The 20,168-nt window shown below is 68.9% G+C and carries 14 protein-coding genes; 9 read left to right on the top strand and 5 right to left on the bottom strand.

Features of this window, described 5'->3' with window-relative positions; translation table 11 throughout:
- Positions 1–18 precede the first annotated feature (18 nt).
- Both P2Q00_RS02285 and P2Q00_RS02290 read right to left on the bottom strand, forming a co-directional pair.
- A complete protein-coding gene (locus P2Q00_RS02285) occupies positions 19–2,100 on the bottom strand; it encodes a thiamine pyrophosphate-binding protein (RefSeq protein ID WP_275768899.1) in 2,082 nt (693 codons plus the stop codon).
- A 36-nt stretch (positions 2,101–2,136) separates the two neighbouring features.
- Positions 2,137–3,810, bottom strand: coding sequence for an acetate--CoA ligase (locus tag P2Q00_RS02290; RefSeq protein WP_275768901.1), 1,674 nt, complete (start codon positions 3,808–3,810; stop codon positions 2,137–2,139).
- Between the two features lie 294 nt (positions 3,811–4,104).
- Here P2Q00_RS02290 and P2Q00_RS02295 point away from each other — a divergent pair, with 294 nt between their 5' ends.
- Entirely contained in the window at positions 4,105–5,016 is a 912-nt protein-coding gene (locus tag P2Q00_RS02295) for an SDR family NAD(P)-dependent oxidoreductase (protein ID WP_275768902.1), read from the top strand.
- A gap of 90 nt (positions 5,017–5,106) precedes the next feature.
- On the opposite strand, the gene P2Q00_RS02300 is transcribed toward P2Q00_RS02295, so the two are convergent.
- The gene (locus tag P2Q00_RS02300; protein ID WP_275768903.1) at positions 5,107–6,474 is read right to left on the bottom strand and encodes an aromatic ring-hydroxylating oxygenase subunit alpha; all 1,368 of its coding nucleotides are present in this window, start codon (positions 6,472–6,474) and stop codon (positions 5,107–5,109) included.
- Positions 6,475–6,662: 188 nt separating this feature from the next.
- On the opposite strand from P2Q00_RS02300, the gene P2Q00_RS02305 reads away from it, so the two are divergent.
- Complete coding sequence (locus P2Q00_RS02305; RefSeq protein WP_275768905.1) at positions 6,663–7,004, top strand: hypothetical protein; 342 nt, start codon at positions 6,663–6,665, stop codon at positions 7,002–7,004.
- Positions 7,005–7,072: 68 nt separating this feature from the next.
- Here P2Q00_RS02305 and P2Q00_RS02310 read toward each other — a convergent pair whose 3' ends face one another.
- Complete coding sequence (locus tag P2Q00_RS02310; RefSeq protein ID WP_275768906.1) at positions 7,073–8,044, bottom strand: amidohydrolase family protein; 972 nt, start codon at positions 8,042–8,044, stop codon at positions 7,073–7,075.
- Between the two features lie 138 nt (positions 8,045–8,182).
- Here P2Q00_RS02310 and P2Q00_RS02315 point away from each other — a divergent pair, with 138 nt between their 5' ends.
- Positions 8,183–8,920: a TetR/AcrR family transcriptional regulator gene (locus tag P2Q00_RS02315; RefSeq protein ID WP_275768908.1), complete on the top strand. Its 738-nt coding sequence runs from the start codon at positions 8,183–8,185 to the stop codon at positions 8,918–8,920.
- 15 nt (positions 8,921–8,935) lie between these two features.
- On the opposite strand, the gene P2Q00_RS02320 is transcribed toward P2Q00_RS02315, so the two are convergent.
- The gene (locus P2Q00_RS02320) at positions 8,936–11,017 is read right to left on the bottom strand and encodes a thiamine pyrophosphate-binding protein (RefSeq protein ID WP_275768909.1); all 2,082 of its coding nucleotides are present in this window, start codon (positions 11,015–11,017) and stop codon (positions 8,936–8,938) included.
- A gap of 557 nt (positions 11,018–11,574) precedes the next feature.
- Here P2Q00_RS02320 and mftG point away from each other — a divergent pair.
- The 6 genes from mftG (at position 11,575) to P2Q00_RS02350 (ending at position 20,161) form a co-directional block, all read left to right on the top strand.
- Entirely contained in the window at positions 11,575–13,188 is a 1,614-nt protein-coding gene (gene mftG, locus P2Q00_RS02325) for a mycofactocin dehydrogenase MftG (RefSeq protein ID WP_275768911.1), read from the top strand.
- A gap of 47 nt (positions 13,189–13,235) precedes the next feature.
- Positions 13,236–14,645, top strand: coding sequence for an FAD-binding oxidoreductase (locus tag P2Q00_RS02330; protein ID WP_275768912.1), 1,410 nt, complete (start codon positions 13,236–13,238; stop codon positions 14,643–14,645).
- Positions 14,646–14,765: 120 nt separating this feature from the next.
- Positions 14,766–15,992 carry an FAD-dependent monooxygenase gene (locus P2Q00_RS02335; protein WP_275768913.1) on the top strand — a complete coding sequence of 409 codons (1,227 nt, stop codon included), beginning with the start codon at positions 14,766–14,768 and terminating at the stop codon, positions 15,990–15,992.
- Positions 15,993–16,040: 48 nt separating this feature from the next.
- Positions 16,041–16,742 carry a TetR/AcrR family transcriptional regulator gene (locus P2Q00_RS02340; RefSeq protein ID WP_275768915.1) on the top strand — a complete coding sequence of 234 codons (702 nt, stop codon included), beginning with the start codon at positions 16,041–16,043 and terminating at the stop codon, positions 16,740–16,742.
- 69 nt (positions 16,743–16,811) lie between these two features.
- Complete coding sequence (locus tag P2Q00_RS02345; RefSeq protein ID WP_275768916.1) at positions 16,812–17,216, top strand: nuclear transport factor 2 family protein; 405 nt, start codon at positions 16,812–16,814, stop codon at positions 17,214–17,216.
- A 485-nt stretch (positions 17,217–17,701) separates the two neighbouring features.
- Positions 17,702–20,161 (top strand): S53 family peptidase, encoded by a 2,460-nt coding sequence (locus P2Q00_RS02350; RefSeq protein WP_275768918.1) that lies wholly within the window; start codon positions 17,702–17,704, stop codon positions 20,159–20,161.
- The last annotated feature ends 7 nt before the right edge of the window (positions 20,162–20,168 follow it).

Below are 20,168 nucleotides of genomic sequence, written 5' to 3' on the forward strand. Positions count from 1 at the left end.
GGGATGTCGAGCGGTTCGTCAGTTCGGCCATGAGCCGTCGACGAACAGGTCGGCATGGCCCGCCTTGCGGGTGGTCTTGGGGTCCGGGTCGGGCCATTCGGCCATGTGCAGGTGCATCGTGCTCGCGGCCGTCATCACCTCGATGAAGTACGGGCCGTCCGCGGCGATCGCACGCCGGATCGCCGGCGCGAGCTCGTCCGCCTTGTCCACCCGCTCGCCCGGCACGCCCATGCCCTGGGCGACCGTGGTGTAGTCGGTCTCGGGAAGGTCGGTCCAGTGCGTGAACGGCACCGAGCCGGGCCCCCCGTGCTCGCGGCCGCGCCGACCGCCGTACAGGCCACCGTTGTTGAGGACGATGCTCACGACCTTGAGACTGCGCTCGGCGAGCACCGAGAGCTCGCCGCAGTCGTAGTAGAAGCCGGCGTCGCCGCCGACGCTGACGACCAGTCGGTCGGGCGCGGCGAGCTTCGCGCCGATCGCCACCGGGAGGGACGACCCCAGCGCCGCGTAGTGGAAGCCCAGCGGTGCCGCGAAGCCGGAAGGGTACTTCGACTCCCGGTACACCATCCCGGGCACCGGGAAGCCCTCGTCATTGACGAAGATGGTCCCCGCGGGAACCTCCTCCGAGAGGACCTGGCCGATCGCGGCCGGCATGATCGGGTCGGTGCCGACGAAGGACTTCAGCGTCTCGGCGTAGGTGTCCTTCGCTGTCGCGATCTCCGCTGACCGCACCTCACCTGCGTGGCGTCGGCCCTTCAGTCCGGAGGCGTCAAGCCCGCCGTTGAGCTGGCCGAGGAACGCCTTCGCGTCGGCGACGATGCCCAGCGTCGGCTGGAAGATCCGGCCGAGCTGAGACTCCTCGATGTCGACCTGTACGACCTTCTCCGGCTTGGCGAGGGACCACGACAGGGTGGCCGTCTGGGAGAAGGAGAACCCGACCGCGACCCACAGGTCGGCCTCCTCGGCCACCTTGGTGCCCGTCCCGAAGTACCCCCAGCCGCTCATGTCGCCCGCGTAGAGCGGGTGGTCGTCCGGCAGGACCGCGCGGCCTCCCGCCCCGCTCGACACCACCGGAATGCCGGTCGCGTCGACGAACCGGCGAAGCTCGCCCGTCGCGTCGGCGAGATGTATGCCCGCACCCGCCAGGATCACGGGCCGCTCGGCGGCCTCGATCAACTCCAGCGTCCGCCGTACGCTCGTCTCGCCCGCCGCGGGCGGCTCCGGCAGCGTGAGCTGCTCGGTCCTGACCGTGGTCCTCTGGTACATCGCGCCCTGCGTGAGGTCGAGCACCGCGGGGCCGAACTTGCCGGTGCTCGCCGCGAGCACCGCCTGCCGGACGGCCAGCGGCAGGTCCTCGCCGTCGACGACACGCTTGATGTACTTCGACAGGGGCTTGAGCGCCGGATACAGCTCGGTCGCGTCCTGCAGGATGTCCCGCATGTCCCACGCCGCCGCGCTCTCGATCAGCATGAGAACCAGGGGGGTGGAGTCGAGCTTGGCCGCGTACACGACCGGCGAGGCGTGCAGCGCGCCGACGCACCACGTGAGTGCCGCGGAGGCGGCCCGCCGCTTCACGCGGTTGTAGCCGTAGGACATCCACGCCGCGGACAGCTCGTTACGCGCGTTGAAGTCCTTGATGTCGTGCGCGATGATGCTGCGCTCCAGGCTCGTGGACACACCACCCGTGTAGCCGAAGACGTACTCGACCCCGCACGCGGTGAGCGTCTCCACGACGGCGACCGATCCCTCCCGGAACGGCAACCGGGCGCCCGACCCGACTCGCACGGCCTCCACCGGGGCTCGCTCCTTGAACGGCCCGACGCCCAGCTCGACGTGGCCCAGGAGAATGTCGCCCTCGACCTCCGCCTCGAAACGAAGCGTGGCCGGGTTGCTGCCGACGGCGACGGTCCAGGACAGGCGCCGCCCCTTGATGTCTCCCTCGCCGGTGCTGGAGCCCTCCGGGGTCTCGAACCGCACCGACAGTGACTCGCCGTCCGGGGTCAGGGTGAGCACACCGCTCCGCGGCGGGAACGCCCCCGGGCGCAGGGTGAGGTCCCACGTGCCACCGATCCGCGTCGCGGCCTCGTCAGCAGTTGTCATCGAATGCTCCTCCACGTGCCTCGGGTCGGGCGGATGTCAGGTCTGGGTGGTGCCGCGTAGCCGGTCGCGCAGTTCGCCGCGGCGGATCTTGCCTGACACGGTCTTGGGCAGATCACTGACGAAGTGGATCCGGCGTGGGTATTTGTAGGGGGCGGTCAGGCGCTTGACGTGGTCCTGCAGTTCCTCGGCGAGCTGCGGTGAAGGGGCGGCGTCGGGGTGCAGGATCACGAACGCGGTGACGATCTGGGTTCGGTCGGGGTCGTCCTGTCCGACGACCGCGGCTTCGATGACGGCCGGATGTTCGACGAGCGCCGATTCGACCTCGAACGGGCCGATGCGGTACGCCGAGGACGTGATCACATCGTCCTGGCGGCCTTCGAACCAGAAGTAGCCGTCCTCGTCACGGCGCGCCTTGTCGCCGGTGAAGTACCAGCCGTTGGTGAACGCGGCGGCGGTGGCGTCGGGATCGCGCCAGTAACCGGTGAACAGCCCGGCCGGCCGCTCGGGCTCCACCCGGATGGCGACGTTGCCCTCGTCGCCCACCGACACCGACGCACCGTCGTCGTCGACCACGTCGACGTCGAACCCGGGAACGGGTTTGCCCATCGACCCGCTGCGTACCGGCAGACAGCGGAAGTTGGCGAGCACGTTGACCGTCTCGGTCTGGCCGTAGCCGTCGTGGACGACGAGCCCGCGCGTGCCTTCCTCCCAGATCCGGATCACCTCGGGATTGAGTGGCTCGCCGGCCGAGACGCAGTGGCGCAGCCGGGAGAGGTCGTAGCTCGCGAGATCGGCGACGACCAGCGAGCGGTAAAGGGTCGGCGGCGCGCAGAGTGTCGTGACTCCGTGGCGCTCGATCGTGTCGAGGATCAGATCGGGGTCGGACTTGCCCAGGTCCATCTCCAGGACGGTCGCGCCCTGGGCCCACTGCCCGAAGAGCTTGCTCCACGCGGCCTTCGCCCACCCGGTGTCCGACAGCGTCCAGTGCAGGTCCCCGGGCCGGAGGTCCTGCCAGTAGCGGGCCGTGACCATGTGGCCGAGCCCGAAGCTGGCCTGGGTGTGCGCGACCATCTTGGGGTACGAGACCGTGCCGGACGTGAAGTAGATGAGCATCATGTCGTCGGCGGCGGTCGGGTCCACCGGCGTCGGCCCCTCCGACGCCCGCGCCAGCAGCCCGTCCATCGTGTGCCAGCCGGCGGACGGCGCCGTCCCGGCGACGACGCGGTGTGCGAGCGTCGGCAGGCGGTCGGTGAGCTTGTCGACCTTGACCGCCCCGTCAGTGTCCGTGATGACGGCGACGGCTTCCGCCCGGTCGACGCGGTACTCGATGTCACGGGAGGTCAGCTGCGGCGTGCCGGGGACGGGGACGGCGCCGATCCGGATCGCGCCGAGCAGGGCCACGTACCACTCGGCGATCCGGGGGAGCATCACGAAGATCCGCTCGCCCTTGCCGACACCGATCCCGGCGAGGGCGTGTCCCATGCGCCGACTGGCCAGGTTGAGTTCGCGGAAGGTGTACGACGCGGTGACCCCGCCGTCGCGGCGCAGTGTCACCAGGGCGAGTTCGTCGGGGCTCTGCTCCGCCCGGCGCTCGAGGATGTCCAGGACGGCGTTGAACCGCTGTGGAACCTCCCAGCGGAACCGGGCCCGCTCGGCGTCGTAGTCCGTCATGTTGGGGACGGCATCCCGTCCCGGACGTTTCACCGGCATACGCTGTCTCTCCTCCCGGCGAGCTGTCCCGCGAGCTCCCTTGGCTGCGGTGATCCGAGGCTCGCCCGGCGGGTTCATCGCCGTAAACCCCCCAAAGGAAGCGCCCTGTGCCCTACCTTCGGACGCTGGTGACAGCCGTGACACGGTCCTAGCCTCGCAGGGTGTCCCCCGGCCGGTCCGGGCACGATGTGCGCCTGTCGGAGGTCGTCGTGCGTCCGCACCCGGGGGCCGGCCAACCCCGAGGTCACCGTGGAGGACAAAGTGAGCGCGGACGAGTTTCGATTTGATGGACGAGTGGCGATCGTGACCGGTGCGGGCAGCAACCCCGGGCTCGGACGGTCGTACGCGATGCTTCTGGCATCGCGGGGGGCGAAGGTCGTGGTCAACGATCTCGGTGTCGGTCCCGACGGGCGCGGGCAGATCGGTCCCGGTGCCGAGGCTGTGGTCGAGGAGATCCGCAAGGCCGGCGGCGAGGCTGTCGGTGACGGCCACTCGGTGGCCGAGCGTGACGGCGCGCGGGCGATCGTGGACACCGCTCTCGACGCCTGGGGCCGGGTCGACATCCTGATCAACAACGCCGGCATCGCACCGTTCGCGACGTTCGACGAGATCACCGACCAGGACATCGAACGCGTCGTCGGCGTCCACCTCATGGGTCATATATGGATGACCCGTGCCGCCTGGCCGCATATGACCGCGCAGAACTACGGGCGCCTGGTCAACGTCAGTTCGGGCGTCGGGCTTGCCGGGTTGCCCACCCAGTCGATCTACGCCGCCGCCAAGCTGGGCGTCGTGGGGCTGACCCGCTCACTGGCGGCCGAGGGAGCAAGGCACGGGATCAGGGCGAACGCCATCTCGCCCTATGCCGACACCGTGGCTCTGCAGACCATGCTCACCGCTGAGGCCAGCAAGCAGAACCAGTCAGCGGGGCTGACCCCCGAAGTCGTAGCCCCGGTCGCGGCATGGCTCGCCCATGAGGACTGCACGATCACCGGCAGGGTGATCGAAGCGGCGGCCGGCTCCTTCAACGAGGCGTTCATCAGCCAGACCACCGCCGCCCCGCCGAATCCGGACCTGACGCCCGAGGACGTGGCGGCCTCGATGGAGGGCGCACTCGACCGCACGGGAGCAATCCCGTATCGCGACGGCGGCGACTTCATCTACGACATGATCAAGCCGTACGAGACGACACCACGGACCGCATGAGGACCTTCGGCAGGTGACGCTGCTGAGCCCGCACCGGACGAGCTGACGGTGCGGGCTCTTCTGCTGCTGTCGGCACAGGGAACAACCTCGTCAGGATGACGCCAGTGCCTCGCTCCAGCGCTGCCACCAGCGGCGCTGGTTGCTCTCGCCGTAGACAGAGGTGCTGGCCTCGCCGGGCCCCATCCAGTCGGGCCTGGGCTTGTAGTCGCTCATTCCGTCCAGGCCCATCTGGAAGTTGAGCTTCATGTCCTGGCGTGCGAACGCCGAGCGGCCCACCATGGGGCCGCCGCGCCAGACGACGGTGTCGTCCTGCTCGAACACCCCCGAGGGGCTGAAGCCGAAGACACTGCCCTCGTACGAGGCCTGGTTGAACTCGGGCGGGGCCGAGTTCCACACCATGGGCCAGTTCCACAGCTCGAACTGCTCGGGCCCCCGCGGCTGCCACTGCCGCAGAGCGGTGAAGCACACCGGCGGTCGGCCCCGTTCGGTAGAGGCGACGGCCCGGATCAACGACAGGTTCGGGAAGATCGTGAAGCCGACCACCCCGTACCGGGACTCCAGGAACTCACGCTGCCCGGCGCCCAACCGGGCGAGATCGAAGGTCGAGGCCACCTCGGGTGGGTAGTCCATGACCCAGAGCGGCTCGGGCAGGAGATTCGGGGTGATGATGAGCCCGTGCCCGCCTTCGAGAGCGACATGGAACTGTGTGCTGAGAGACTCTCCGAGGTCGGGGAGGAGACCGATGTCCTCGAGCGAGCTGTGTGCGGACTGGACGTGGTAGGCGTCGCCGACGAAGTTCTCGGCGCCTGACTTCCAGTTGGCGGGGACGATCCAGCGGTGGGGGTCGCCGGCGGCCCGCATGCCTTGTTCGTTGAGGCCGAAGACGATGTCCAGGTACCAGCACATGTCGCCGAGGTACTCGCGCAGGGGTACGGCGTCGGGGTCGAGGCAGGCGAAGACGAGGCCTTGGTAGCTGTCCACGTGGGGTGCTTTGCGCAGGCCCCAGCGGGCGGTGTCGAGGGTGCGGTACGCCTTGGCGCGGTAGGGGGCGCCGTTCCATTCGCCGGAGTTCTTGTAGATCCAGCCGTGGTAGGGGCAGCGGAAGTGGGAGGTGTTTCCTTTTTCCGCGCGGCACACCGGTGAGGCGCGGTGTACGCAGTTGTTCAGGAGCAGCTGGATCTCGCCCTGTTCGTCGCGGGCCAGGATGAACTGGTCCTCGCCGACGTAGCGCAGTACGTAGTCGCCGGGGCTGGGGATCTCCGAGACGTGTCCGACGAACACCCAGCACTTGGTGAAGATGCGGTCCAGCTCGGCGCGGTGGATGTCGGGGTCGTTGAGCACCCGTGGCGAGAGCATCCCTTGCGCGAGATCCTTCTGGACCTCCGAGAGGAAGGTCTGCATCGTCCCGTTCAGCGAGCCGTAACCGCCCGTCCCGTCCTGCCGGTCAGCAGACACCATGGGTTCCTCCTCAAGTTTGCTTTCTCCAAGGCGCTGGTCGAAAAGGGCGCCCGTTCCAGAAGGGCGACCCGTCGAGATTCCAGGCGACAGCGTCGCCGACGCTAACCCCGCGATCCACCGGCGTGACCCCTCCGAAGGAAGCAACCTGTCCCCGACCTTTGGACGCTGTTCACCATCAGAACAGGCCATTGCAGTCGGCTTCGACCGACCTCGGGAACGGCACCCAGGAGTTCGTCAACCGGCAGTCCCCACGCGGGCGGTGGCAGTCCTCCTTCGAAGATCCATGCGTCCGCGGGACACCGGCCGTCGAGCCGGACGGCGATATCCGCGCCGACGCCCGGCTCGCCGAGATCGGCGCCGACGGCATGCGGCTGACCTGCTTCGTCACCAACGCCGAGCACCCCGATCACACCGAACTGGAACTGCGCCACCGGCAGCGGGACCGGCTCTGGGAGGCCAAGCGCCTGCGGCTGGTGGAGAGGGTCCTTCAGCAAGCTGACGGACCCTCATTCAGGATCGGGACCAGTTGACCACGGAGGCGGTGACCGACCGGAGGAAGGGCCCACTTGCCGGGTTCACGACCGGTACGTTCAGCGGATCACTTGCCCAGCCTGAGCAGCTTTTCGGTGTTGATATGGGCGATCTTCTCCTTGTCCGGTCGGCTCAAGGGCAGGCGGTCGAGGAACTCACGAGCCGCCGTGTTGCCGCTGAAGGGGTAGTCGACGGAGAACAGGATCCGGTCGGTGCCCAGCGCGTGCAGGGCCGCCGCGAAGGGCGCGTAGTCGAACAGCCCGCTGGTGGTGACGTAGAGGTTGTCGGTGAAGTAGTCGACGACGGGCCTGTCCAGGCCGGCGACCGCGTTGAGTACCGAGTTCGCCCGCCAGATCATCGACGGAAGCGCCTCGCCCATATGCCCGATGATGATCTGCAGGTTCGGGAAGCGGTCGAACACACCGCCCAGGATCAGCCGCAGCACATGCAGTCCGGTGTCGATGTGCCAGCCCCAGGCCGCATTGGCGAGGATCTCGCTGACGACCGGGGTGAAGCCCGCGTAGCTGGCCTCGAACACCGGCTCCGGCGGCCGGGTGGGGTGCAGATAGACCGGCACGCCGAGGTTCTGGGCGGCCTCGAACACCGGCCAGAAGAATTCGTCGTCCAGGTAGCGGCCGCCGACATGGCCGTTGATCATCGCGCCGACGAAGCCCAGGTCGGTGACAGCCCGGTCGAGCTCCCGCGCGGCGGCCCGGGGGTCGGTCATGGGCAGGGCGGCGAAGCCGGCGAACCGGTCGGGGTGGGCGGCGACGGCCTGGGCCAAGGCGTCGTTGGCCACCACGGACAGCCGTACGGCCGCGTCCGCCGGGAGGCTCTCCGGGCCGGGCACGGTGTGGGAGAGCACTTGGACGTCGATGCCCGCGGCGTCCATGTCCGCGAGGCGTCGATCACCCAGGTCGAGGAGCGGGCCGATGAAGTGGGGGATCGTCTCCTCGTACAGACGGCTGACCGGATGGTCGGCGGTCGCTTCCCGCAGCGCCTGGGTGAGGAAGTGCTCCTCGAGAGCGATGATCTTCATGCCGATTCCTTTCGTTGGCGATGGCGAGGTCGGTCTCGCCACGCGTGAAGCAGGGCAGATTGACGGGAGAACTTGGCAGGTACAGGTTTTCGCTGCCCTAGAATTCCCACCGTGGCGACCACCAGCGACACTCGAGGAGTGCCCCCGATACAAGCCGAGAACGTGCGCGGCGAAGTCGCCGTCGGTGAGACCCATGTCGGTCGTCGCGGAGCGCTCATCGCGGCGGCGCTTGAGCTGTTCGCCAGAAAGCCGTACGAGGACGTCTCGGTCGACGAGGTCTGTGGGCGGGCCGGAGTCGCGCACGGCCTGTTGTCGTACCACTTCGGAGGGAAGCGCGGCCTCTTTGCGGCCGCCATTCGGCAGGCATGGGAAGAACTCGTCTCCTATGAGAGGCCACGTGACACGGAGCTGACGGCCGTCGAGCGCGTCCACGGCTTTCTGTTCCGGCACTTCGAGTACGCGCGCCTGCACCCCGAGCGATTCGCGATCATGATGAGGACGGGCCACGCGGACGAGCAGGTCCGGGAGGTGCTCCAGGCGGCACGGCTCGACGCGCTGGCCGAGATCTCCGCGTCACTGGGATGCCCGGAAAGCGCGCCGCCGCAGCTGCAGGCGGCGCTCACCGGCTGGAGCGGCTATGTCGACGCCGTCACGGTGACCTACCTCGACAACCTCGACCGGCTCAGCGTCGAAGACGTCACCGACATGTGCGCCCAGGTCCTGGTGGCTTCCGTTCGCAGTGCCTACAAGTTCCCGACGGATGCCGCCGCGGAGCTGGACGCGCTGACCCGTGTTACGGGCGGGTACTCCTCTGTCGAGCGTCAACGTGAGCGGATCGGCGCGGCCACGCCGACCGGCCTCACGGGCCGGCCCTGATCGGGTCGTTGCGCGTCAGCTCGGCCACGAGCCCTCGACGGAACGGTCGCCGTGGCCGAATTTGCGGATGGTCTTGGGGTCCGGGTCGGGCCACGCGTTGAGCGAGAGGTGCAGGGTGCTCCCCGACGTCATCACCTCGATGAAGTAAGGGCCGTCCGCCTCGATCGCGCGGCGGATCGCCGGCGCGATGTCGGCCGCCTTCTCGACCCGCTCGCCGGGCACTCCCATGCTCCTGGCGATCGCGGTGTAGTCGGTCTCCTCGGGAAGGTCCGTCCAGTGCGTCAGGGGCAGTGCGTTGACGCCGTGCTCACGGCCGCGCCGACCGCCGTACAGGCCGCCGTTGTTGAGCAGGATGCACACGACCTTGAGGTTGCGCTCGGCGAGCACGGAGAGGTCGCCGCAGTCGTAGTAGAAGCCGCCGTCGCCGCCGACGCTGACCACCAGCCGGTCGGGCGCGGCGAGCTTGGCGCCGATCGCCACGGGCAGCGTCGACCCCAGGGAGTCGTAGTGGAAGCCCAGCGGGTTGGCGAACCCGGACGGGTACTTGTCCTCGTTGAAGACCATTCCGGGCACCATGAAGCCCTCGTCGTTGACGAGGATGGTGTCCGGCGGGACCTCCGCCGCCAGGGCCTGGCCGACGGCGGCGGGCATGATCGGGTCGGCTCCGACGAAGGAACTCAGCAGTTGGAGGTAGGACTCCTTGGCCTGCGCGATCTTCGCCAGCGTGGCCGGGTCGCCGCCGTCCGAACGCCGGAGGCCGGATGCTTCCAGCCGGCCGCTCAGCTGCGCCAGGAACTTTCCGGCGTCGGCGACGACACCGACGGTGGGCTGGAAGATCCGTCCCAGCTGCGCCTGCTCGATGTCGACGTGGACGACCTTCTCCGGCTTGGCCAGCGACCATGACGCGGTGGCCGTCTGGGAGAACGAGAACCCGACCGCGATCCACAGGTCGGCCTCTTCGGCCAGTTGGGTGCCGGTGCCGAAGTAGCCCCAGCCGCTCATGTCGCCCGCGTACAGGGGATGGTCGTCGGGCAGCACCCCCCGACCGCCGGGACCGCTGGAGACGACCGGGATCCCGGTGGCCTCGACGAACCGGCGCAGTTCGGCCGTCGCGTCGGCCATGTGGATCCCCGCGCCCGCGAGCAGCACCGGCCTGGTGGCCGACCTGATCAGCTCGATCGTCCGCAGTACGGCTTCTTCGTCCGCGGCGGGCGGCGTCGGCAGCGTGAGCGGCTCGGTCTTGACCGTGGTCTTCTGGTACATCGCCTCGTGCGTCAGGTCGAGCACCGCCGGGCCGAACTTGCCGGTGCTCGCCGCGAGCACCGCCTGGCGCACGGCCAGCGGCAGATCCTGGCCGTCGACGATCCGCCTGACGTACTTCGCCAACGGCTTGAACGCCGAATACAGCTCCGTGCCGTCCTGCAACGCGTCGCGCAGATCCCACACCGCCGAGTTCTCCATCAGCATGTACACCAGGGGTGTGGAGTCGAGCTTGGCCGCGAGTACCACCGGCGAGGCGTGCAGCGAGCCGACGCACCACATCAGCGTCGCCGAGGCGGCCCGCCGCTTCACGCGGTTGTAGCCGTACGACATCCATGCCGCCGACAACTCGTTGCGGGCGTTCATGTTCTGCACGCCCTGCCCGACGACGCTCCGCTGCACGGAGGTGGTCATGCCGCCGGAGTAGCCGAAGACGTACTCCACCCCGCACGCGGTCAGCGTCTCGACAAGGGCCTCCGAGCCCTCACGAAACCCCACCCGGGCATCGGAACCGGCGCGCACGCCCTCCATCGACGCGATCATCCTGAACTGCCCGAACTCCGCCTCCGCCCGCCCCTGCAGCACGTCCCCGTCGATCTCCGCGCTGAACCGCCACGGAGCCGGCAGCTGCCCGAAGGTCCCCGTCCACGAGAGCCGGCTCCCGTCCACCACCCCTTCGCCGGTGCCCGAGCCGTCGGCGCTGTCGATCTTCACCGACAGCGCGTCGCCGTCCCGGGACAACTCCAGCACCGCGCTGTGCGCGGGAGACAGGTCTGGGCGCAACGTGATCTCCCACCTGCCGTCGATCCTGGTTTTGGACTGGTCAACAATCGCCATCGGGTTCTCCTCACACGTGCCTCGGGATCAGTCGCTCTCAAGAAACGGGATTCTCGGACCGGCCTCTGCCTCGTCCGTGACCGGACCGCGTGCGCGGTCGCTCTCTCGACGGGAGGGCCGACACGGATCGACTGAAGACCGCATGGCACTGGGATCGGTCGGCGGCCACACGCCGCCTGATGAACGGGGGTGCTCGCGCCACCACGACCGGGGACTGCGGAGCTGTTCCGTGTCCGGTCGGAGGCACGGCCCCGCCGAAGGGGACTGACTGCCAGTCAGTGCGCCACAGAATGCCCCCGCCGACCAGCGGCGTCAAGAGGCGTGCACGCCCCGGCCCGAGCCTGTGCGGGGGCTGTCGATCGCGGCGAATCCTCTTGGAACGTGGCGGTTGACGCGCGGTCTGACGGGTGTCAGTATTCGGGCAGACTTGACTGCCAGTCAGTCGCCGACGACGGATGCCCGGGAGTCTTCCCGCGAGCCGCCGGCGACCGCACAGGGACGACTGAGCCGCATTTCAGCGCGTCCCGCATGTCTGAACCCGAGAACGGAGCGGACTTGTGGCTGGAAAATTCGACGTGATCATCGTGGGTTCCGGGTCCACCGGCGGAGCCCTCGCAGCCAGACTCAGCGAGAATCCCGACCTCACCGTGCTGCTGCTGGAAGGCGGCCCGGTCTACTCGGCCGCCGACGAGATGCCCCAGGAGCTGCTGGCCCCGGCCATCGTGGCCGCCGGAGCACCCGGGCACCCGAACAACTGGGCCTACATGGGAGAGGTCCGGCCCGGCCTGCGCATCCCCTATCCGCGTGGCAAGGGGCTGGGAGGCTCCAGCTCGATCAACGGGTGCTACTACATCCGGGGCCTCAAGGACGACTTCGACACCTGGGTCAAGCTCGGCAACGACGAGTGGGCCTTCGACACGGTCCAGAAGTACTACAAGCGCATGGAGCGTGACCTCGACTTCGACGGGGACGCCCATGGCTCCGACGGGCCGATCCCGGTCATGCGCGAACCCCTGGACCGGGCCCCGGAGTTCACGTCGGCGTTCGACGACGGCTGTCACGCCCTGGGCTTCGGGTCCGACCCGGACAAGAACGACCCTCGGCCCGAGGGCGGTGTGGGACCCGTCCCACTGAACATCTTCGAGGGCCGCCGGATCGGCACCGCCCTCGCCTACCTGCTGCCCGCGACGGGCCGGCCGAACCTCACCATCGTGGGCAACGCGGTCGCGCGGCGCGTGCTGACCGAGAAGTCGCGCGCGGTGGGCATCGAGGCCATCGTCGACGGCCGCCCTCAGGTCTTCCACGGGGACGAGATCGTCATCTCGGCCGGAGCGCTGCGCTCGCCGCACCTGCTGATGGTCTCGGGCATCGGCCCGGCGAACCACCTGCGCGAACACGGCGTCGACATCGTGCACGACCTGCCCGGCGTCGGCCGGCACATGACGGACCATCCCATGGTGAGCGCCGCGTGGGACTCGCGCCTCGATCTGGTCAAGCAGCCCGAGCGCGGTGCGATGACCTCCGTGCTCCACTGGACCGACGAGGGCTCGGACCTGGAGATCCTGCCGTTCGTCACGAAGAACAGCGACATGCTGGGCATGACGGACGTCTTCGCGCGCCCCGTCCAAGCCGCCAAGGCTATGCGCGGCACCTCGGCGAAGGCCGTCACACGGCAGGCGCGCGCGCTGCGACACGCGATGCTGGGGATCGTCGTCGAGAAGCAGGAGAGCCGTGGCGCGGTCACGCTCGTCTCGGGCGACCCCGACCAGCTGCCCGACCTTCGATGGAACCTGTTGAGTGAGCCGCAGGACCACGTTCGCTTCCGTGCGGCGATCCGTGTGGCGTTCGAGATCTTCAACTCCGCCGGGCTGCGCGGGATCGGCGCCTCGATCGTCGGGCTGGACGCCAAGACGGTGGGCGACGACAAGAAGCTCGACCAATGGGCGTTCGACCGCGTCGGTGGTGGCCACCCTTCGGGCACCTGCCGGATGGGACCGGCGTCCGACGACCAGGCCGTCGTGGACCAGCATCTGCGCGTGCACGGAATCGACGGGCTGAGGGTCGCAGACACCTCGATCTTCCCGACGATCACGTCCCGCGGTCCGAACGCGACCGCGATGATGGTCGGCGAATACCTCGCGGACATCATGAAGCACGAAGCGGCGCACTGAACCCGGGCCCATCAGGACACAAGAGAACACAGCCGAGAGGAGTTCACATGAGCTCGATCGAGAAAGTCCCCGGGGGAGCCGCTTTTCTGTCCGTGTTCAAGGGCGACGTCATCACGGCCACGTCACCCTCGTACGACACGGCGCGCAGCCTGTGGAACGGGGACATAGACCGCAGGCCGCTGGCGGTCGTCAAGGCCACCGACGACGACGATGTCGTCGCCGCGATCCGGCTGGCCCGGGAGGCCGAACTGCCGCTGGCCATTCGCGGTGGCGGCCACAGCTACCCCGGCCACTCGATGTGCGACGACGGGATAACGCTGGATCTGTCGAGGATGGGGAACGTCGTCGCTGACCCCACGACGCGGCGCGTGCGCGCGCAGGGAGGCGCTCTCCTCGGCAGCGTGGACGCGGCGACCCTCCAGCACGGGCTGGTCATGCCGGCCGGAATCGTGTCCCACACCGGACTGGCCGGCCTGGCTCTCGGCGGCGGGATCGGTTACCTCACGCGGTCGTTCGGCATGACCTGCGACTCCTTCGTCCGCCTGCGCCTGGTCACGGCCGAGGGCGAGATCATCCACGCGAGCGAGGAGGAGAATCCCGATCTCTTCTGGGCCCTTCGCGGCGGCGGCGGCAACTTCGGGGTCGTCACCGAGTTCGAATGCAGTACGCAGCCCCTCGGTCCGGTCCAGGGCGGCCCGTTGGTCTACCTGATGTCGGACGCCGTCGACGTGCTGTACAGGTTCGGGCAGCTCATGAAGCAGGCGCCCCGCACGATGAGCATTACCTGCGCGCTGGGCCTCGACCCCAACGCGTTCCCGTTCCTCGCCGAGCAGGTCGCCGGCCAGCGCCTCATGATCGCCAACGTCGTCTACCGCGGGGAGCAGGACGACGAGATCCTGCGCGAGGTCCGCAGTGTGGGCAAGCCGCTGTTCGACGCGGTCGCGACCACCGACTTCCGCGCTGTCCAGACGGCCTTCGATGAGATCGCCGGCTACGGCGCGGGCTGGTACATGAAGTCCGGACTGACGCGCGAGCTGTCCCAGCCCCTCGCAGAGGGTGTGGTTGAGCACGCCGTGGAGTACCACGACAAGATCTCGTCCGGCGCCGTCCAGCGCGAGGTCTTCGCGGTGCAGTCGCTCGGCGGCGCCGTCCAGGATCTGGACGACGACGCCACCGCGTACAGCGGACGGGCCGCCGAGTGGCACATCGGCGTCGAGGTCGGCTTCACCACCGCCGAGGACCGTGAGCGCATCGTGCCCTGGACCCGCGACACATGGACGAAGACCAAGTCGCTGCTCGACCTGAGCACGTCCTACGTGAACCTGAACTTCGAGCCGGGCGAGAACGCGCTGGCCGACGTCTTCGGCGCCGGCAAGTACGAGCGGCTCCGCAGGATCAAGACGCAGTACGACCCCACCAACCTGTTCAGCCACAACTTCAACATCAAGCCGATGTAGTCAGGGCCTCTCTCCACTTCCTGACCCTCGTCACGCTTCCCGTATGAGCCGACTCGTGGGCTGACCAAATGACGAATTCGGTCAGCCCACGCACCCCGAAATGCCAGGAGGTACACAGGCATGGAGGCACAGAACAGCAAGGAACGCCGCGCCCTCGTCGTAGGGCTGGGCATCAGCGGAATCGCGGCCGCCTTGCGGCTGCGGCAGATCGGGTGGACGCCGGTCGTCGTCGAGCGGTCCCCGGCCCGGCGGACCGGCGGATACTTCATCGCACTGTTCGGTGGCGGCCGGCACCCGGCACAGCGCCTGGGCATCCTCGACAAACTGAGCAACCGCACCCCTCCGGGGACCGTCCAGTACGAGTTCGACCGCGCCGGGAGCCGTCGGCGTGGTGCCCTCAGTTACGCCGACCTGCCCGGCACTCCCTGGATGACGGTGCGCGGCGATGTCGAGGAGGCCGCCTTCATGGCGCTGCCCGACGATGTCGAGATCCGCTACTCGACGGTGCCGACCCGTATCGAACAGGATGCCCATGGCGTGGACGTCACGCTGACCGACACCACGGACGACACCTCGGTCACGGAGCGGTTCGATCTGGTGGTCGGTGCGGACGGGCTGCGCTCCACCGTGCGGTCCCTCGTGTTCGGACCACACGAGAAGTACCTGCACCGGATGAACTACATGGCGGTCGCCTACAAGCTTCCCGGCCCGCTCAGCGAACTCCATCCGGACGACGGCGCCACCCTGTTCGAGCCCAACCGGTCGATGTGGGTCTTCCCCTTCAACGGTGGTTTGCAGACGGTGCTGCTCAACTACCACACCGACGACGTGGACGGAGAGTTCAGCCAGACGCCGGCCCAGCGTGTACGCGCGGCGTTCGGTCCCGAGCCCACCGGCCGCCTGCTGGGCGAGGTGCTCGACGCGCTCGACACCGCCGACGACCTGTTGTTCGACTCGGTCGAGCAGGCACGGATGGACACCTGGCATCGCGGCCGGGTCGTACTCGTGGGCGACTCCGCCTGGTGCGTCAGCCTCTACGCCGGCATGGGCGTCTCGATGGGGATCACCGGGGCGGACCTCCTCGGTACGATGCTGGACCGCAACCCCACAGATGTGCGCCATGCCCTGTCCGCATGGGAACAGACCCTGCGCCCCCATGTGGACGTGTTCCAGCAGAACGGCCTCGACCAGCGGGTGTTCTTCGTGCCCGCCAACAACAGAGAGCTGGCGATACGCAAGGCCCTGAACGTGGGGATGCGGGCTCCAGGGATCTCCCCCCTGCTGAAACGGATGGTGACCGGCAACAAGGCCGGCCTGCTCAAGGACCGCGACCTCTCCCTGGCATGAGACCGGCTCGGCGCCCATGGGCCCACGCGAAACAGCAAGGGAACGACGATGACAGCACTGGCCGAACACGACTCCGCCACGGCGGCCCGGATTCTCGCCGCGACCCGGCATCTGGTCCTCAAGCGAGGCGTCAAAGGGCTGACCGTGGCCGAGATCGCGCAGAAGGCACACGTCGGCAAGGGCACGGTGTACCTGTACTGGGGCACCAAGCACGACCTTCTGTTCGGGCTGTTCGCCAGGGACTTCCTGACCTTCCTGGAGGGTGAGATCCAGGCACTAGGCGCCGACCCGGCCATCTGCCGTCCGCATGTGCTCTTCCCGCAGATCGCCCGCAACGCCGTGAGCTACCCCTTCGTACGCGCGATGCAGACCGGCGACGACGACCTGTTGGGCGTTCTCGCCCAGCATCCGCGCAGCGTGGAACTGCTCGACCAGCTGGGCCCCACAGCGCTGATGTACACGGTCCTGCCGGTGTGGCGCGAGCACCGGCTGGTACGGACCGACTGGCCCCTCGATGAACAGGCCTACGCCCTGCAGGCACTCATGACCGGCTTCCTCGGCGCCGTCACCGGGCCGCAGGCCCCGAGCGTCGTCACCGTCGACGACCCCGACCGGGTCATGGCCGCCACGGTGACGGCCCTGCTCGGCCCCGCGGAAGCCGGCCCGGACGAGATCCGCGCAGCCGCCGAGGAAGGCCTGCGTGTGCTGCGCGAGCGACGCGACGCCGTGCTCGCCCTGATCGCCACCTGACCCGAGAGAACACACAGTCCAGAACCGGAGGGTTTCCGGTTCGAGTCGAGAGACGACGGAGGCACCAACATGACCGAGACGACCGGGGCAACCCCCGTGAAGGACACCGTCATCGACCGCTACATCAGTATCTACGACCGTACGGCGTACGAGCCTGAGGCCCTGAAGGAGCTTGAGGCGATCTTCGCGCCGGACGCCGTCGTCGAGCTCGCCGACGGAATGGAACCGGCGACCGGACTGCCCGCGATCATGGCGGTGTACGAGCACCTGGCCAAGGGCATGGCCGACAGCAAGCACTTCTGGACCGTCACGGAGCTCGACGACGGCAGGCTGGAGTGCCACTGGATCCAGGCCGCCCGCGGGACCGACGGCCGCCTCATCGGCCAGAGCGGCATCGAGCAGGCCACCGTCAACGCCGACGGGCAGATCACCCACCTGGTCAACCGGTTCGTACCGGTCGTCGGCTGGGTCTGAGAGGAGTTCGGGCTTCTCCGACTCCGAGTGGGCCCGCGTGAACTCCCGTTCCCGACGGCAGAGATGGGCATGACTCGTCCGCCGGTGAACGGAGACTCACGCGGGCCCACGCCCCCGAGCCCGCCGTCCACCCATGGAAGGTTGCCACCTCGCGGGGCGTGGCAGGATGGTGCGGGTACCTACGGCGAAGCGGCAGCCACCGGTCGTGATACCTCATCCGCCCGAAGACCCGCACCGGCGGCCCGCGTCGGACCGTCACCACGCGCACCCCCCGGCAGCCGCCCGCACACCCGCGCAGTGACCGTCCGCAGCCTCCTGCGGGACGCCGTCGTCCCCCGGTCGGTGGCGGGTCCCCGGGCGAAGCCGGGACGGCCGTTCGGCACAAGTTGATTCACCCCCCGTTTCCCAACATTCACCCACGTCTGCCATACCCCGGTGCCCGCAACACGCGGGAGCCTTTCGGCAGCCCCGATGAAAGGCAGACGATGCGGAAGAAGTTCAGGCGTCTCAGAGCCCGCCTGGCCCTGGTGGTCTCCGCTGTGGTGATCCTCGGGTCCACCGGCGTGAACGGCATCGCGGCCGCCGAACCGACGGCATTGGCCAGAGGTGCCTTCGACGGCACTCTGAGTGCCGACGCGCCCGAAGGCTCCACGATCGGCTGGTCCACGGCGCTCTCCGCCGACGGGCGCCGGGCCGTCATGGGCGCGCCCACCGTGAACGGCCTGAACGGAGCTGTCTACGTCTACGACAGGACACACACCGGCTGGGCGCAGCCGACGGTCCTCAACGTTCCCGGCACGCGATACCAGGAGCTCGGGTTCTCGGTGGCCATCTCGGACGACGGTCGAACGATCGTGACCGGGGCGCCGTTCCAACAGGGCGGCCGTGCCTATGTGTTCGCCCTGACGCGGACGGACGGATGGCAGCTCAGCGCCACCCTCACCGTGCCCGGTCTCACGGTCGACGACTTCGGAGGCTCCGTCTCGATATCCGGTGACGGCACGACCATCGCCATCGCCGACCAGTTCGACGAGGCGAGGCGAGGCTCGGTCTTCGTCTCCGCGAAGGCCGACGGCGGCTGGTCCGACCCCACCCAGATCGTCGGCACCGACTCCGCGCCCAACGACCTCTTCGGGTCCGCGATCTCCCTCTCGGCCGACGGCTCACGACTCGCGGTAGGCGCCAAGGGCCGGTCCAAGTACAACGGTGCCGTCTACACCTTCGACCGGGACGGTGGCGCATGGTCCCAGACCGCCGAGCTCACCCGCGCCGACGGTGTGCCGGCCGAGCGGTTCGGCAACGGTGTGGCCCTCGCGGGTGACGGGAGGGTGCTGATCGCCAGTGCTCCCTACCACGGCAACGGTCTCGCCTACGCCTATCGTCTCCGGGGCGACGGCTGGACCACGGGCGAGACCCTCCAGCCGACCCAGAAGTCCGACTACCCCAGCGACGCCGTCTCCGTGGCCGCGTCGTACGACGGCTCCGTGCTGATGGTCGGACTCCCGGCCCGAAACACTCTGCAGGGCGCCGCCCAGGTCTTCGAACAATCAGGAGCGCGCTACTCCCCGAAGGCGATGCTGGTGCCTTCCGAGTACGCGGGATGGATGGTGCTCGCCGGAGCCGGCAAGTCCGTCGCGCTGTCCGCCGACGGCCGCACCGCGATGCTGGGCGCGCCCACGGTCTCGTACAACTATCCCGCCGGTGCCGGTTACGTCTACGACCTCGCGCGTCCCTCGGGCTTCCTTGCCCCGGTCGGTACCCGGTCCCCCTCACGGGCCGCCGACTCCCCGCACGAGCCGGGCGCTCGTGGGCCGCTCGACCTCTCGGACACCCGGCACCTGACGAGGTCCGCGACGGCCGGACAGGACCATCCGATCCTGGACCGCTCCCGTCAGGCGGCGTCGGTCTGCGGTGACATGGTGGCGGACGGCACCGCCTGCGGGGTGAAGATCGCCACCGACCAGTCCCTGCAGCCGCTGGTCACCGCCGACTACCAAGACGGTCTCTCCGCGACGCAGTTGCAGACGGCGTACGGGCTCACGGGCCCGTCGAAGGCGACTACCGTCGCGGTCGTGGACGCCTACGCGAACCCGGACGCGGTGGCGTCGCTCAACACCTACCGCAGTCGGTTCGGTCTCGGACCGGCCGACATCACCCAGGTGAACCAGGACGGCGGCTCCACACTGCCGGAGGCCAACGCGAACTGGGGCGTCGAGGAGATGCTCGACCTCGAGATGGTCTCGGCCGCCTGCCCGGACTGCAAGATCCTCTACGTCGGCGCCGACTCCGCGAGCTTCGACGACCTGGGGACCGCCGTGAACACCGCGGTTCGTCTCGGAGCCAAGGTCGTCTCCAACTCCTACGGCGGCGACGAGTCCGCCGACGCCCTGCACGCACAGGACGCGTACTACACCCACCCCGGTGTCGCGATCACGGTGAGCAGTGGTGACGGGGGCTACGGAATCTCCTACCCGGCGGCCTTCAACACGGTCGTCGCGGTCGGCGGGACCTCGCTGACCCTGAACCCCGACGGCACCCGGGCCTCCGAGACCTCGTGGGAGGGCGCCGGAAGCGGCTGCTCGCGGTTCGTCGCCAAACCCCGCTGGCAGAAGGACTCCGCCTGCGCCAACCGCACGGTCGCCGACGTGTCCGCAGTAGCGGACCCGGCCACGGGCGTCGCGGTGTACGACTCCTACGGCTTGCAGGGCTGGTCGGTCGTCGGCGGCACCAGTGTCGCGGCACCCGTCATCGCCGGCGTCTACGGCCGCACCGGTCACACCGGCGGCAATCCGGCGCAGCGCTTGTACTCGGCGCCCAAAGGCTCCCTGTACGACGTGACGGCAGGCAGCAACGGAACCTGCTCGGCTCTCTATCTCTGCGAAGGAGCCAAGGGATACGACGGGGCGACCGGCCTCGGCTCGCCGAACGGGGTCGGCGCGTTCTGACGGCGGT

Source organism: Streptomyces coacervatus (assembly GCF_029223485.1).
In the GTDB taxonomy this organism is placed as follows: domain Bacteria; phylum Actinomycetota; class Actinomycetes; order Streptomycetales; family Streptomycetaceae; genus Streptomyces; species Streptomyces coacervatus.

Coding starts and splice junctions, on each gene's coding strand:
- P2Q00_RS02345 (WP_275768916.1), top strand. CDS start 16,812: ATGACCGAGACGACCGGGGCAACCCCCGTGAAGGACACCGTCATCGAC.
- P2Q00_RS02285 (WP_275768899.1), bottom strand. CDS start 2,100: ATGACAACTGCTGACGAGGCCGCGACGCGGATCGGTGGCACGTGGGAC.
- P2Q00_RS02310 (WP_275768906.1), bottom strand. CDS start 8,044: ATGAAGATCATCGCTCTCGAGGAGCACTTCCTCACCCAGGCGCTGCGG.
- P2Q00_RS02330 (WP_275768912.1), top strand. CDS start 13,236: ATGAGCTCGATCGAGAAAGTCCCCGGGGGAGCCGCTTTTCTGTCCGTG.
- P2Q00_RS02300 (WP_275768903.1), bottom strand. CDS start 6,474: ATGGTGTCTGCTGACCGGCAGGACGGGACGGGCGGTTACGGCTCGCTG.
- P2Q00_RS02320 (WP_275768909.1), bottom strand. CDS start 11,017: ATGGCGATTGTTGACCAGTCCAAAACCAGGATCGACGGCAGGTGGGAG.
- P2Q00_RS02335 (WP_275768913.1), top strand. CDS start 14,766: ATGGAGGCACAGAACAGCAAGGAACGCCGCGCCCTCGTCGTAGGGCTG.
- P2Q00_RS02340 (WP_275768915.1), top strand. CDS start 16,041: ATGACAGCACTGGCCGAACACGACTCCGCCACGGCGGCCCGGATTCTC.
- P2Q00_RS02290 (WP_275768901.1), bottom strand. CDS start 3,810: ATGCCGGTGAAACGTCCGGGACGGGATGCCGTCCCCAACATGACGGAC.
- P2Q00_RS02350 (WP_275768918.1), top strand. CDS start 17,702: ATGCGGAAGAAGTTCAGGCGTCTCAGAGCCCGCCTGGCCCTGGTGGTC.